Genomic DNA, 12,647 nt, shown 5'->3' with positions numbered 1-12,647 from the left:
TCCACGCCGCTACTCCACTGCGTCGAGCCGGTAGCCCATCCCCCGCACCGTGGCGATCCGCTCGGCCCCGAGCTTGCGCCGCAGGTAGCGCACGTAGACGTCGACGACGTTGGAGCCGGGGTCGAAGTCGTAGCCCCACACGTGCGAGAGCAGCTGCTCGCGCGTGAGCACCTGCCCCGCGTGCCGCAGGAACGTCTCGGCCAGCGCGAACTCCCGCGCCGAGAGGTCGACGGTGGTGTCCCCGACCAGCGCGCGGCGGGTGCGGAGGTCGAGCTGCAGCCCGCCGTGGACGAGGACGGTCAGCTCGGCCGAGCGCTCGGTCGTCAGCCGCAGCCGCACGCGGGCGAGCAGCTCCTCGAAGCGGAACGGCTTGGCCATGTAGTCGTCGGCGCCGCCCTCCAGCCCGGCGACCGTGTCGCGGACGCCGTCGCGCGCCGTCAGCACGATCACCGGGATCGTGCAGCGGTCGGAGCGGAGCTTGCGCAGGACCGCGAAGCCGTCCATGCCGGGCAGGCCGATGTCGAGGACGAGCAGGTCGAAGCCGCCGGAGACGGCGTGGTCGTAGGCGGAGAGACCGTCGGACACCACCGTCGTCACGAACCCGTTGGCCGTCAGCCCCTTCTCGACGAACGCGGAGATCCGCGGCTCGTCCTCGGCGATCAGGATGCGGCTCACGGGCTCTCCTCGGACAGGACCGCCGGTACGGCGATGGTGAACGTGGCGCCCCGGCCGACGACGCTGTCGAGCAGCACCTGGCCGCCGTGCGCGACGGCGATGGCGCGGATGATCGACAGCCCCAGCCCGGCCCCCTCGGACCGGCGCCCGGTGGACGTGCCGCGGGCGAAGCGCTCGAAGATGCGGGCGCGGTCGGCCTCGGCGATGCCGGGGCCGGAGTCGGCCATCCAGAACCGCAGCTCGCCACCGGCGAGCTGGGAGCCGATCGCGATGCGGTCGCCGGGGCGGGTGCAGCGGACGGCGTTGTCGGCGAGGGCGACGATCGCCTGCGTGATCCGCTGCGGGTCGACGACGGCGTCGACGCGGGCCGCCGTCTCCAGCACCCACTCCCGCTCCCCCAGCGTGACGACCTTGCCGAACACGTCCTCGGTGAGCTCGCCGACGTCGGTCGGCTCGGGGTGCAGGAACGTCGGCTGCTCGGAGCGGGCGAGCAGCAGCAGGTCCGAGACCATGCGGTTCATGCGCTCCAGCTCGTCGTCGACGAGGTCGACGGTGGAGGCGACGTCGGCGGGGTCGTGCGCGTCGAGCACCTCCAGGTGCCCGCGCACGATGGTGATGGGGGTGCGCAGCTCGTGGCCGGCGTCGTCGACGAAGCGGCGCTGGACGTCGACGCCGGTCTCGACGCGGTCGAGCATCGCGTTGACGGTGTGCACGAGGTCGCGCAGCTCGTCGCGGCCGTCGTCGGTGCCCGGGCCGAGCGGGATGCGGCGGGAGATGTCGGTGTCGGTGATGGAGCGCGCGGTGTCGGCGACGTCGCGCAGCGGGCGCAGGATCCGGCCCGCGACGAGCCACGCACCGCCCGCCGCGAGCAGCGCCGTCAGCGCCCCGACCAGCAGCATCACGCGCGCGGCGTCGTGGGCGGCCTCGCGCTCGTCGTCGACGAGGTAGGCGGCGACGATGACGCCGGTGCTGCCCGCCGGGTCGGCGAACTCGATCGGTACGGCGAGGTAGAGCACCTCGCCCGTCGCGCTCTCGTAGCTCTGCTGCACCGGCGCCGTCACGTCGGCGACGAGCGCGGTGAACGCCGGGTCGTTCTGCAGCACCGCGGGCGCGTCGTCGGCGCGGCGGCTCTGGTAGGCGAACGCTCCGTCGACGTAGCCGAGGAACTTCTCGTTCGGGCGCGCCTGGTTGTAGGCGATGGCCGCGTCGAGCACGTCGCCGACGGAGGCGAACGGGGCGCCGTCGCGCGGGTTGACGCCCTCGGCCACGACGCCCGCGAACTCCTCCACCTCGTTGACCAGCGCCGCCCGCATCCGCGCGTCGGTGTCCTGCAGGAGCAGGCGCCACGTCACGAACGTGACGACCGACAGCGCGAGCAGCACGAGCGCGAGCACCCAGCCGACGATCCGCATCCGCGCGGTGCCGGGCAGGCGCAGGCGCAGGCGGGGCAGTGCGCGCACGGCGGGGGTCGGGAGGGCCCGGGGCAGCGGTTCAGTCGTCGTCGTCGGGGCCGTCATCGTCATCATCATCATCATCGTCATCGTCGGCGGGCGGGGGGGCGACGTAGCCGTCGGGGTCGGGCGGGGCCACCGGCACCGGCGCGAGGACCCCGGCCGGCGCCTCGACGCGGATGGGCTGCACCGGGGCGGGGCCCTCGGGCGCGGAGCGGGTCGCCGACACGCCGGCCACGACCCCGGCGACGACCAGCACGCCGATCGCCGCGGCCAGGGGGGTGCGCATGCCGTCGATCCTGCCCGGGAGCGGTGACCGGAGGGTGAGAGGCGGATGAGACGCCTCTCATCCGGCCCCTCCCGCCGCGCGACGAGCCGCGTCCGATTCCCGCCAGTACCGGCGGGGGCGGGGTGGCACAGTCGACGTCGTGCTCCTCGACCACGACCGCTGCTACAACGCCCTCGCCTCGCGCGACGCGCGGTTCGACGGGCACTTCATCGCCGCCGTCCGCACCACGAAGATCTACTGCCGCCCGTCCTGCCCGGCCATGAAGCCCAAGCGCGCCAACGTCGAGTTCCTGCCGACGGCGGCCGCCGCCCAGCTGCGCGGCTACCGCGCGTGCCGCCGCTGCCGCCCCGACGCCGTACCCGGCTCCCCGGACTGGAACGCCCGCGCCGACCTCGCCGCCCGCGCGATGCGCCTCATCACCGACGGCGTCGTCGAGCGCGACGGCGTGGGCGGGCTCGCGTCCTCGCTTGGGTACTCGACGCGCCAGCTCACGCGCGTGCTCACCGCCGAGCTCGGCGCCGGGCCGCTCGCACTCGCCCGGGCCCACCGCGCCCACACCGCGCGGCTGCTGATCGAGACGACGCCGCTGGGGATGGCCGACGTGGCGTTCGCGGCCGGGTTCGCGAGCGTGCGGCAGTTCAACGACACCGTGCGCGAGGTGTACGGCGTCGCGCCGACCGTGCTGCGCACCGAGGCCGGACGCCGTCGTCCCGCGCCGGTCGCGGGCACGCTCGTGCTGCGCCTGCCGCACCGCACCCCGTTCGACGCCGACGGCCTGCTGGCGCACTTCGCGACGCGCGCGCTGCCCGGCGTCGAGGAGGTCCGGGAGGGCCACTACGCCCGGACGCTGCGGCTGCCCCACGGCGCCGCGACCGTCGACCTCTTCCCCGCCGACGGCCACGTCCGTGCCACGCTGCGCCTGGCCGACCCCCGCGACCTCGGGCCCGCCGTCGCGCGGCTGCGCCGGCTGCTCGACCTCGACGCCGACCCCGTCGCCGTCGACGAGGTGCTGGGCGCCGACCCGGCGCTCGCCGCGCGCGTCGCGGCCGTGCCGGGGATCCGGCTGCCCGGCACCGTCGACGGCGTCGAGACGGCCGTGCGGGCCGTGCTGGGGCAGCAGGTCTCGCTGGCCGCGGGTGTCACGGCCACCGGCCGGCTCGCCGCCGCGCTCGGCGACCGGCTGCCGCCCGCGCTCGCCGCAGGCGGGCCGGACCTGCTGTTCCCGACGGCCGCCCAGGTCGCCGAGCACGGCGCGTCCGTGCTGACCGGGCCCGCGCGGCGGATCGCGACGGTGGTCGGGCTGGCCGCGGCCGTCGCCGACGGCTCGCTGGTGCTCGATCCCGGGCGCGACGCGGCGGGGCTGCGCGAGTCGCTGCTCGCGCAGCCCGGCGTCGGCCCGTGGACGGCCGGCTACCTCGCGATGCGGATCGTCGGCGACCCCGACGAGCTGCTCGCCACCGACCTCGCCGTGCGCCACGGCGCCGCCGCGCTCGACCTGCCGTCCGACGTGGACGGCCTGACGGCGCGCGCGGAGACCTGGAAGCCCTGGCGGTCCTACGCCGCCACCCACCTGTGGCGCTGCGCCGCAACGACTCCCCGGAGGACGTCATGAGCACCTGGTCCACGCTGGACACCCCGATCGGCCCGTTCACGGCCGTCGTCGACGAGGACGGGGCCGTGCTGGCCTCGGGCTGGACGGCCACCACCGACGACCTGCTGCCGCTGATCCACCCGACGCTGCGGCCGTCGTCGCTGACGGCGGGCGACATCGGCGCCGTCGGCGAGGCGATCATCCGCTACCACGCGGGCGAGCTGTCGGCGATCGACGACGTGCCGGTGCGGCAGCGCTCCGGGGAGTTCCTCCAGCACGCGTGGGACGTCCTGCGCACGGTGCCGGCGGGCGCCCCGGTGACCTACACCGAGTACGCCGCGAAGTCCGGGCGGCCTGCGGCGGTGCGGGCGGCGGCATCGGCCTGCGCCCGCAACGCCGCCGCCCTGTTCGTGCCGTGCCACCGGGTGCTGCGCACCGACGGCACGCTCGGCGGGTTCCGGTGGGGGGTGGAGGTCAAGCAGCGCCTGCTCGACCACGAGCGGGCGCACTGACCGGGCTCAGCCCGCGATGTCCGCCGACTGCTGCAGCCTGATCTGGCCGAAGACCGCGTTCGACTCGTCGAGCGTGCCGGTGCGGATCTCCCAGGTGTAGGGCAGGTCCTCGTAGACGCCGGTGGAGATGACCACGCCGTTGCTGTTCTGCGCGGTGTAGAGCGGGCCCTGCGTGACGCCGCCGACCTGCCACTGGTCGTTGGTCTCGACGCGCGGGCCCAGGTCGGCCGTCTCCTGGTACCAGGCCTGCGCGGCCTCCTGGTCGGGCCACTGCGCGAACACGACCTGGGCGCCCGCGGCCACCGCGGAGTAGTCGCAGGTGGAGGCCTCGGTCGGGAGGACGCCGGTCCTGGTGCGCACGGTCTCGTCGGACGGGGCGCAGGTGGAGTCGGCCGTGTCCGGGAACACCGAGGCCAGCTCCCCGGCCGCGGCGGGCGCGCTGGTCGCGGCGGTGGTGGTCGGCGCGGAGAGCGACGACGTCGGCGCGGCGACGGGCGGCGCCTGCGCCGGGACGGTGCCGCCGCACGCGGCCGCGCTCCCCAGGACCAGCGCCCCGGCCGCGATCCGGACCCCGACGCCCAACCAGCTTCCGTGCACGACTGCTCCTCCTGGCCCGCGCGGGCGTCCGGGTCCGTTTCCCGGACCGCTCCGGCGACGATCTCCGCCGCTACCTCGGCGGACGGCGGGTGATCGTTACATCGGCGGCTCGCACAGACGTTCGACCGCTCACCGATCCGTGGCGACCTCCGGCCCGCGGCCCGGCGCGTCCGGGCGGGATCTGTCGGGGGTCCGTTGCACGCTGTCGCCGTGGACACCGCCGTGCTTCTCCTCGGCCTGCTCGTCGGGCTGGCGCTGGGCGCCGCAGGCGCGTGGGCGCTGGTCTCCGCCCGGGCGCGGGCCACGGTCGCGGAGGCCGCGCGCACCGCGGCCGACCAGAGCGCCATGGCCCGGGCCGACGCCGCGGGCGTGCGGGCCGAGCGGGCCGGGCTCGTCGCCCGGGTCGACGCGCTCGACCGGCAGCTGGGCCAGGCGCTCGAGCGCCTGCGCGCCGCCGAGTCCGACGCCGCGGGCGCGCACGCCGCGCTGCGCAGCGAGCGCGAGGCGGCCGGCGCCCGCGAGGCCCTGCTCACCCGCCGCGACGCCGAGCTCAAGGAGGCGTTCGGCGCGCTGTCGGCCGACGCGCTGGCCCGCAACAACGAGCAGTTCGTGGCGCTGGCCGAGGGCCGGCTCAAGGAGGCCACCGCCGCGCTGCACGCCAAGGCCGACGGCGACGCCGCCGCCCGCGCCCACGCGATCTCCGCCCTGCTCGACCCGATGACGTCCACGCTGCGGCGCGTCGAGGGGCAGCTGCGCGACGTGGAGAAGGAGCGCGAGTCGGCCTACGCCGGGCTGCGCGAGCAGGTCGCCACGATGCACCGCAGCTCCGAGCAGCTCCAGCACGAGACGAAGTCGCTGGTCAACGCGCTGCGTGCACCGCAGGTCCGCGGCCGGTGGGGCGAGCTGCAGCTGGAGCGGATCGTGCAGCTCGCGGGCATGGTCGAGCACTGCGACTTCTCCACCCAGGTCACCGGCCAGGGCGAGGACGGCGGCGTGCGGCCCGACATGGTGGTGCACCTGGCGGGCGGCAAGCAGGTCGTCGTCGACGCGAAGGTGCCGTTCGCGGCCTACCTGGAGGCCGTGGAGAGCCGCGACGAGGCCACGCACCGGGAGCGGCTCACCGCGCACGCGCGCCAGCTGCGCCAGCACGTCGACACGCTGTCGGGCAAGAGCTACTGGGCCGCGTTCCAGCCCTCCCCCGAGTTCGTCGTGCTGTTCGTGCCGGGCGACCCGTTCCTGGAGGCCGCGCTGCAGGCCGACCCGTCGCTGATGGAGCACGCGTTCGCCAGCAACGTCGTGATCGCCACGCCTTCCACGCTGATCGCGCTGCTGCGCACGGTCGCGTACTCGTGGCGGCAGGAGGCGCTGGCGCGCAACGCCGCGCAGGTCCACCAGCTCGGCAAGGAGCTGCACGGGCGGCTGGCCACGATGGGCACGCACGTCGCGAAGCTCGGCCGCAGCCTCGACGCCGCCGTCGGCAGCTACAACCAGACCGTCAGCTCGCTGGAGGCGCGCGTGCTGGTCACGGCGCGCAAGCTCACCGACCTCGAGGTGGCCGACGACGAGCTCGCCGCGCCCGGCCAGATCGAGCGCGCGCCCCGCGTCATCGCCGCCCCGGAGCTGGTGGCGTCGGCGGCCGACGCGCTGGTCGCCCTGCACAGGGACCAGACACAGCACGAACGTGAGCGCCGTCATGACGAGGAGAGCGGCGAACCCCGGGCTAACCTGGGCCGGTGAGCGCCGCCCCCGTACGCACCCTCGACGTGGCCGAGCGCGGCGCCGGCGGGCGCTGGCCGGTGCCGGACCGCTCGGTGATCGCCACCGTGCTCGGCGTGCCCCCGCCGGCGGCCGTCGGGCTCGCGGCCGGGCTCACGCTGCTGGGCGTCGTCGCCGACCTGTTCCGGATCGGCACGCTCGGCGCCGTGTTCACGGTCTGCTACCTCGGCGGGTGCGTCCTGTCGGTGGCGTGGGTGCGGCGACGCAGCCTGTTCGCGCCGATGGTGTCGCCGCCGCTGCTGCTCGCGATCGCCGTACCGGTGGTCGTGCTGCTCGCCGGCTCACCGCGTCCGGGCACCGGCATCTCCGAGCGGCTCATCACGATCGGCGCGCCGCTCGTCAACAGCTTCCCCATCATGGCCTGGACCACGGCCGCCGTGCTCGCGCTCGGCGTCGGGCGGATCCTGGCCCAGCGCGCGGCCGTCGAGGCCGCGCGCCCCGCCGAGGGCAAGCGCAGCGCCGGCGGGCGCCGCGGCACCGTGCGGGCCACGGCCGCCGGGGTCAAGGCGGGGGCGAAGGCGGCTAGCGCGAAGCGCGCGACGGGCGCAGCTCGCGCGGCAACGAGAAGGTCAGCGTCTCCTCCGCCGTCGTGATCTCCTCGACGGTTCCGAAGCCGTGGTCGGCGAGCGTGTCGAGCACGCCGCGCACCAGCACCTCGGGCACCGACGCGCCGCTGGTGACGCCCACGGTCTCGACGCCGTCGAGCCAGGCGTCGTCGATCTCCCGCGCGTAGTCGATGAGGTACGACGCGCCGGCGCCCGCCTGCAGCGCCACCTCGACCAGCCGCACCGAGTTCGACGAGTTCGTCGAGCCGACGACGAGCACGAGGTCGCACCGCGCGGCCATCGCCTTCACCGCGACCTGCCGGTTCTGGGTGGCGTAGCAGATGTCGTCGCTCGGCGGGTTCTGCAGCGACGGGAAGCGCTCGCGCAGCGCGCGCACGGTGTCCATCGTCTCGTCGACCGACAGCGTCGTCTGCGACAACCAGATGACCTTGTCGGGGTCGCGCACGGTGACGTTCGCGACGTCGTCGGCGGTCTCCACGAGCTGGATGTGCTGCGGCGCCTCGCCCGCGGTGCCCTCGACCTCCTCGTGGCCGTGGTGCCCGACCAGCAGGATGTCGTAGTCCTCGCGGGCGAACCGCTTCGCCTCGTGGTGCACCTTCGTGACCAGCGGGCAGGTGGCGTCGATCGTGCGGAGCTCGCGCTCGGCGGCCTGGGCGTGCACCGCGGGTGAGACGCCGTGCGCGGAGAACACGACGAGCGCGCCGGTGGGGACCTCGTCGGTCTCGTCGACGAAGATCGCGCCGCGGGCCTCCAGGGTCTCGACGACGTGGCGGTTGTGCACGATCTGCTTGCGGACGTACACCGGCGCGCCGTGCTGCTCCAGGGCGAGCTCGACGGCCTCGACGGCGCGGTCGACGCCGGCGCAGTAGCCGCGCGGCTTGGCGAGCAGGACGCGCTTCACGGTTCCGGACATGGCCCCAGCCTACGGACGGGCCGCGGACCGGGCCGCTCATCGTGTCCCGTCGCACCCCACCCCGGGCTGCCGCGGGCGCGGCAGCAGGCGAGACTGTGTCCCATGAAGCCGCTGCCCCTGCCGGTGCGCCTCGCCGCCGGCATCGTCGCCCTCGCCGTGGAGCAGGCCCGGGACCTGCCGCGGCTCGTCGTCGAGTTTCCCGTCACCGCCGTCAGCCAGGCCCTGCAGGCGTCGATGCGCGTGCAGCAGAAGGTCACCGAGGTCGCCATCAAGGGCGACCGTGCGCTGGGCTCCCTGCGCCCGGTCGAGGAGAAGCCGAGCTGGGCCACCTTCGACGAGGACGAGCCGCGCACCAACGGCTCCGTCACCGAGCTCCGCCGCGGCGCCCGCCCGGCCGCCGCGCCGCGCACCCGTCCGCCCGGCGCCCGCGTCACCGAGACGCCGGCGGGCCCGCCGACCCGCCCCGCCGGGGTGCGCGTGACCGAGCCCCCGGCGCCCGGCACGGTGCCGAAGGCCCCGGCCGCTGCGGCGCCCGCGAAGGACACCGACGGCGCCCCGGCCAGGGCCGTCGAGCAGGCCCCGGAGAAGCCCGCCATCGAGGCCGGCCCCACGCCGTCGCCCAGCACCGCGCCGCCCGCGATCGAGCCGACGCCCGCTCGCACCTCCACGCCCGTGCCGGTCGTCCGCGAGAAGCCGGTGCCCGGCACGCCGAAGAAGCCCTCCACCGGCGGGCCGGCCGCGCTGCCCGAGTACCCCGGGCTGACGATCCCGCAGCTGCGGGCGAAGCTGCGCACGCTGAAGCCGGCCGACCTGCGCGCGCTCCTGGAGTGGGAGCAGGCGCACGAGGCGCGGCCGCCGTTCGTCACGATGCTGTCCAACCGGATCACCACGGTCACGGAGGCATGAGCCGACCCGCCCCGACGCCCGCGACCACGCCGGAGCAGCCCTGGCCGGTCCGGACGGTCGCGCGCAAGATCGCCGAGTGGGTCGACCGGCTCGGGGCGGTGTGGGTCGAGGGCCAGCTCGCGCAGGTCACCGCGCGGGCGGGCACCGGCACGGCGTTCCTCGTGCTGCGCGACCCAGCCGCCGACGTGTCGCTGCAGCTCACCGCGCCGATCGGCCTGGTGCGCGACGGCGGGCCCGCCGTGGCCGAGGGCAACCGCGTCGTCGTCCACGGCAAGCCGTCGTTCTTCCTGGGTCGCGGCACGCTGAGCCTGCGGGTCACCGAGATCCGCGCCGTCGGCATCGGCGAGCTGCTGGCCCGCATCGAGCGGCTGCGCAAGCTCCTCACCGCGGAGGGCCTGTTCGACCCCGCCCGCAAGCGCCGCCCGCCGTTCCTGCCCCGCTGCATCGGCCTGGTCACCGGGCGCGCGTCGGCGGCGGAGCACGACGTCGTCTCCAACGCGACGGCCCGCTGGCCCGCGGCGCGGTTCCGGGTCGAGCACGTCGCGACGCAGGGCGCGCTGTCGGTGCCGCAGATCGTCGACGCGCTGGCCCGCCTGGACCGCGACGCCGACGTCGACGTGATCGTGCTCGCCCGCGGCGGCGGCAGCGTCGAGGACCTGCTGCCCTTCTCCGACGAGACGCTGTGCCGCGCCGTCGCGGACTGCCGCACCCCCGTCGTCTCGGCGATCGGGCACGAGCCGGACACCCCGCTCGTCGACCACGTCGCCGACGTCCGCTGCTCCACCCCGACCGAGGCGGGCCGGCGCCTGGTGCCCGACCTCGCCGAGGAGACCGCCCGCATCGCCGGGCTGCGCGACCGCGCCGGCCGCGCGCTCGCCGGCTGGGTCGACCGCGAGGAGCGCCTGCTCACGGCGCTGCGCGCGCGGCCGGTGCTGGCCGACCCGCTGCGCCTGCTCGACGCCCGGCACACCGACGTGGAGCGGCTGCGGGAGTCGGCGCACGCCTGCGTGGTCCGCGGCCTCGACCGGCGCAGCACCGAGGTCGAGCACCTGCGCGCCCGGCTGACGGCGCTGGGCCCCGCGGCCACGCTCGCCCGCGGGTACGCGATCGTGCAGCGCGTCGTCGACGGGGAGGAGCCGCCGCCCGTGCTGCGCTCGGTCGACGAGGTGGCCGACGGCGACCGGCTGCGCATCCGCGTCGGCGACGGGGCCGTCCTGGCGACGGTGGCCGCCGAGGCCGCGCCGAAGAAGAGGACCGCACGCAAGCGCGCCCCCGCCGGGGCCGGGACGGGGAGCACCGATGGCTGAGCCGGTGGAGTCGCTGGGCTACGAGCAGGCGCGCGACGAGCTCGTGGAGGTGGTGCGCGCACTGGAGGCGGGCGGGCTCTCGCTCGACGAGTCGGTGGCGCTGTGGGAGCGCGGCGAGGCGCTGGCCGGGCGCTGCGAGGAGCAGCTCGCCGGGGCCCGCGAGCGCGTGCAGACCGCGCTCGACGCCCGCGGCGACTAGCTTGCCGGCAGCACCTCGCCGGTGAGCACGCCGCCCGCGAGGGCCTGGAAGTCCTGCTCGGAGCCGCTGCCGGTGATCAGCAGGCGCACGCCGTCGAGCTCGCCGATCCAGATCGGCTCGTCGTCCTCGGCGCCGTAGACGACGAACGCGAGCCCGCCGACGTCGGTGGTGCCCCGCGCGGGCGCGCCACCCGCCCCGGCCTCGGAGACGAGCAGCGCCTCCTCGGTGCCGTCGCTCTGCACGAGCCGCAGGTAGCGGCCCTCGGGCGTGAGGTAGCCGGTGCGCACGACGCGGCCCGACGCCGGGTCGGCCGGGTCGACGCGGTCCTGGTCGACGGCGTTGGAGCGCCAGCCCGGCGGCACGGCGGGCACGCGCAGCGCGAACGGCACGTCGCCGGCCAGCGCGCGCAGCTCCGCCGGTGCGTCGACGACGGGCAGCGCGGACGGGTCGACCGACGGCCCGCCCGGGGCGAACGCGCAGCCGCGCGTGACCCCGCCGATCACGAGGACGACGAGGACGAGCACGCCGATCGCGACGATCATGTCGCGCACCGTCATCGCGGAGCGCGGCGGCTTGCGGGGAGCGGGATCGGTCACGCGCTCCATCATCCCCGGCCCTGCGAGCGACCGCCGTCTCACCTCGCTCCCACCCCACGGGCGCGGGCGATCTGCGAGGATCGGGCGACACCCGATCGAGCCACGGCCCCCGCCCGACCACGGCGCGGGGGCGCCCGCGCGTCCCTCGGCGCGCAGCCACGACAGCAGCACGACAGCAGGAGGCCGCAGATGACCACCGCCGCGAACGCCACGCCGAGGCGCCGGGAGGCGCCCGACCGCAACCTCGCGATGGAGCTCGTGCGCGTCACCGAGGCGGCGGCGATGGCGGCGGGCCGGTGGGTCGGGCGCGGCGACAAGAACGGCGGCGACGGCGCGGCGGTCGACGCGATGCGCCAGCTCATCGGCAGCGTCTCGATGCGCGGCGTGGTGGTGATCGGCGAGGGCGAGAAGGACGAGGCGCCCATGCTGTTCAACGGCGAGGAGGTCGGCAACGGCGAGGGCGCGTGGTGCGACGTCGCCGTCGACCCGATCGACGGCACCACGCTGATGGCCAAGGGCATGCCGAACTCGGTCGCCGTGCTCGCGGTGGCCGAGCGCGGCGCGATGTTCGACCCGTCGGCCGTGTTCTACATGGAGAAGCTGGCCGTCGGGCCCGAGGCCGCCGACGTCATCGACCTCACCGCGCCGGTCGCCGAGAACATCCGCCGGGTCGCCGCGGCCAAGCACCTCGACGTCACCGACGTCACCGTCTGCGTGCTCGACCGCCCGCGCCACGAGCAGCTCATCGCCGACATCCGCCGCACCGGCGCCCGCGTCCACTTCCTCTCCGACGGCGACGTCGCCGGCGCGATCTCCGCGGCCCGCCCGGGCACCGGCGTCGACATGCTCTACGGCATCGGCGGCACGCCCGAGGGGATCATCACCGCGGCCGCGCTCAAGTGCATGGGCGGCGCGATGCAGGGCCGGCTGTGGCCCAAGGACGACGCGGAGCGCGAGCGGGCGATCGCGGCGGGCCACGACCTCGACCGCGTCCTCACCGCCGACGAGCTCGTGCGCGGCGACAACGTCTTCTTCTGCGCCACCGGCATCACCGACGGCGACCTGCTCCGCGGCGTCCACTACCGCGGCGGCGGCTGCACGACGCAGTCGATCGTCATGCGGTCGAAGTCGGGCACCGTCCGCATGATCGACGGCTACCACCGGCTGACGAAGCTGCGCGAGTACTCCTCGGTCGACTTCGACCTGTCCGACGAGCAGATCGCCGCGCAGGACGCCGCGCCGCCGCTGCCCTGATCCCGGCCCTGATCC

At 75.9% G+C, this 12,647-nt stretch carries 14 protein-coding genes; 8 read left to right on the top strand and 6 right to left on the bottom strand.

Features of this window, described 5'->3' with window-relative positions:
* Positions 1–9: 9 nt before the first annotated feature.
* The 3 genes from I4I82_RS18980 to I4I82_RS18970 are packed head-to-tail and all read right to left on the bottom strand — an operon-like array spanning position 10 to position 2,415.
* Positions 10–675 carry a response regulator transcription factor gene (locus I4I82_RS18980; RefSeq protein ID WP_218594766.1) on the bottom strand — a complete coding sequence of 222 codons (666 nt, stop codon included), beginning with the start codon at positions 673–675 and terminating at the stop codon, positions 10–12.
* A complete protein-coding gene (locus I4I82_RS18975) occupies positions 672–2,192 on the bottom strand; it encodes a sensor histidine kinase (protein ID WP_218595909.1) in 1,521 nt (506 codons plus the stop codon). The genes I4I82_RS18980 and I4I82_RS18975 overlap by 4 nt, the downstream gene beginning before the upstream one ends.
* Entirely contained in the window at positions 2,167–2,415 is a 249-nt protein-coding gene (locus tag I4I82_RS18970; RefSeq protein ID WP_218595908.1) for a hypothetical protein, read from the bottom strand. The genes I4I82_RS18975 and I4I82_RS18970 overlap by 26 nt, the downstream gene beginning before the upstream one ends.
* A 139-nt stretch (positions 2,416–2,554) precedes the next feature.
* Between I4I82_RS18970 and I4I82_RS18965 the strand changes: the two genes are divergently transcribed.
* The gene (locus tag I4I82_RS18965; RefSeq protein WP_218593040.1) at positions 2,555–4,027 is read left to right on the top strand and encodes an AlkA N-terminal domain-containing protein; all 1,473 of its coding nucleotides are present in this window, start codon (positions 2,555–2,557) and stop codon (positions 4,025–4,027) included.
* Positions 4,024–4,518 carry a methylated-DNA--[protein]-cysteine S-methyltransferase gene (locus tag I4I82_RS18960; RefSeq protein ID WP_218593041.1) on the top strand — a complete coding sequence of 165 codons (495 nt, stop codon included), beginning with the start codon at positions 4,024–4,026 and terminating at the stop codon, positions 4,516–4,518. The genes I4I82_RS18965 and I4I82_RS18960 overlap by 4 nt, the downstream gene beginning before the upstream one ends.
* A gap of 6 nt (positions 4,519–4,524) precedes the next feature.
* On the opposite strand, the gene I4I82_RS18955 is transcribed toward I4I82_RS18960, so the two are convergent.
* A complete protein-coding gene (locus tag I4I82_RS18955; protein WP_218593042.1) occupies positions 4,525–5,115 on the bottom strand; it encodes a hypothetical protein in 591 nt (196 codons plus the stop codon).
* A 210-nt stretch (positions 5,116–5,325) separates the two neighbouring features.
* Here I4I82_RS18955 and I4I82_RS18950 point away from each other — a divergent pair, with 210 nt between their 5' ends.
* Both I4I82_RS18950 and I4I82_RS18945 read left to right on the top strand, forming a co-directional pair.
* Complete coding sequence (locus I4I82_RS18950; RefSeq protein ID WP_226370137.1) at positions 5,326–6,852, top strand: DNA recombination protein RmuC; 1,527 nt, start codon at positions 5,326–5,328, stop codon at positions 6,850–6,852.
* The gene (locus tag I4I82_RS18945) at positions 6,849–7,484 is read left to right on the top strand and encodes a DUF6542 domain-containing protein (protein ID WP_218593044.1); all 636 of its coding nucleotides are present in this window, start codon (positions 6,849–6,851) and stop codon (positions 7,482–7,484) included. The genes I4I82_RS18950 and I4I82_RS18945 overlap by 4 nt, the downstream gene beginning before the upstream one ends.
* On the opposite strand, the gene I4I82_RS18940 is transcribed toward I4I82_RS18945, so the two are convergent.
* Positions 7,414–8,370, bottom strand: a complete 957-nt coding sequence (locus tag I4I82_RS18940) for a 4-hydroxy-3-methylbut-2-enyl diphosphate reductase (protein ID WP_218593045.1) — start codon at positions 8,368–8,370, stop codon at positions 7,414–7,416. The two genes, I4I82_RS18945 and I4I82_RS18940, sit on opposite strands and share 71 nt — an antisense overlap.
* A gap of 102 nt (positions 8,371–8,472) precedes the next feature.
* Here I4I82_RS18940 and I4I82_RS18935 point away from each other — a divergent pair, with 102 nt between their 5' ends.
* Genes I4I82_RS18935 through I4I82_RS18925 form a run of 3 tightly spaced genes read left to right on the top strand, consistent with a single transcriptional unit; the run spans position 8,473 to position 10,782 of the window.
* The gene (locus I4I82_RS18935; protein WP_218593046.1) at positions 8,473–9,276 is read left to right on the top strand and encodes a lipid droplet-associated protein; all 804 of its coding nucleotides are present in this window, start codon (positions 8,473–8,475) and stop codon (positions 9,274–9,276) included.
* Positions 9,273–10,583, top strand: coding sequence for an exodeoxyribonuclease VII large subunit (gene xseA / locus I4I82_RS18930; RefSeq protein ID WP_218593047.1), 1,311 nt, complete (start codon positions 9,273–9,275; stop codon positions 10,581–10,583). Before I4I82_RS18935 ends, xseA begins: the two co-directional genes overlap by 4 nt.
* Positions 10,576–10,782 (top strand): exodeoxyribonuclease VII small subunit, encoded by a 207-nt coding sequence (locus I4I82_RS18925; RefSeq protein ID WP_218593048.1) that lies wholly within the window; start codon positions 10,576–10,578, stop codon positions 10,780–10,782. Before xseA ends, I4I82_RS18925 begins: the two co-directional genes overlap by 8 nt.
* Here the strand turns inward: I4I82_RS18925 and I4I82_RS18920 are convergent.
* Complete coding sequence (locus tag I4I82_RS18920) at positions 10,779–11,378, bottom strand: DUF4245 family protein (protein WP_218593049.1); 600 nt, start codon at positions 11,376–11,378, stop codon at positions 10,779–10,781. The genes I4I82_RS18925 and I4I82_RS18920 overlap by 4 nt on opposite strands.
* Positions 11,379–11,567: 189 nt before the next feature.
* Here I4I82_RS18920 and glpX point away from each other — a divergent pair, with 189 nt between their 5' ends.
* The gene (gene glpX / locus I4I82_RS18915; protein ID WP_218595907.1) at positions 11,568–12,632 is read left to right on the top strand and encodes a class II fructose-bisphosphatase; all 1,065 of its coding nucleotides are present in this window, start codon (positions 11,568–11,570) and stop codon (positions 12,630–12,632) included.
* Positions 12,633–12,647 lie beyond the last annotated feature (15 nt).

Origin of the sequence: Pseudonocardia oceani (genome assembly GCF_019263585.2) — a bacterium.
GTDB classification, from domain to species: domain Bacteria; phylum Actinomycetota; class Actinomycetes; order Mycobacteriales; family Pseudonocardiaceae; genus Pseudonocardia; species Pseudonocardia oceani.
This window is presented reverse-complemented; position numbering and strand designations above follow the sequence as displayed.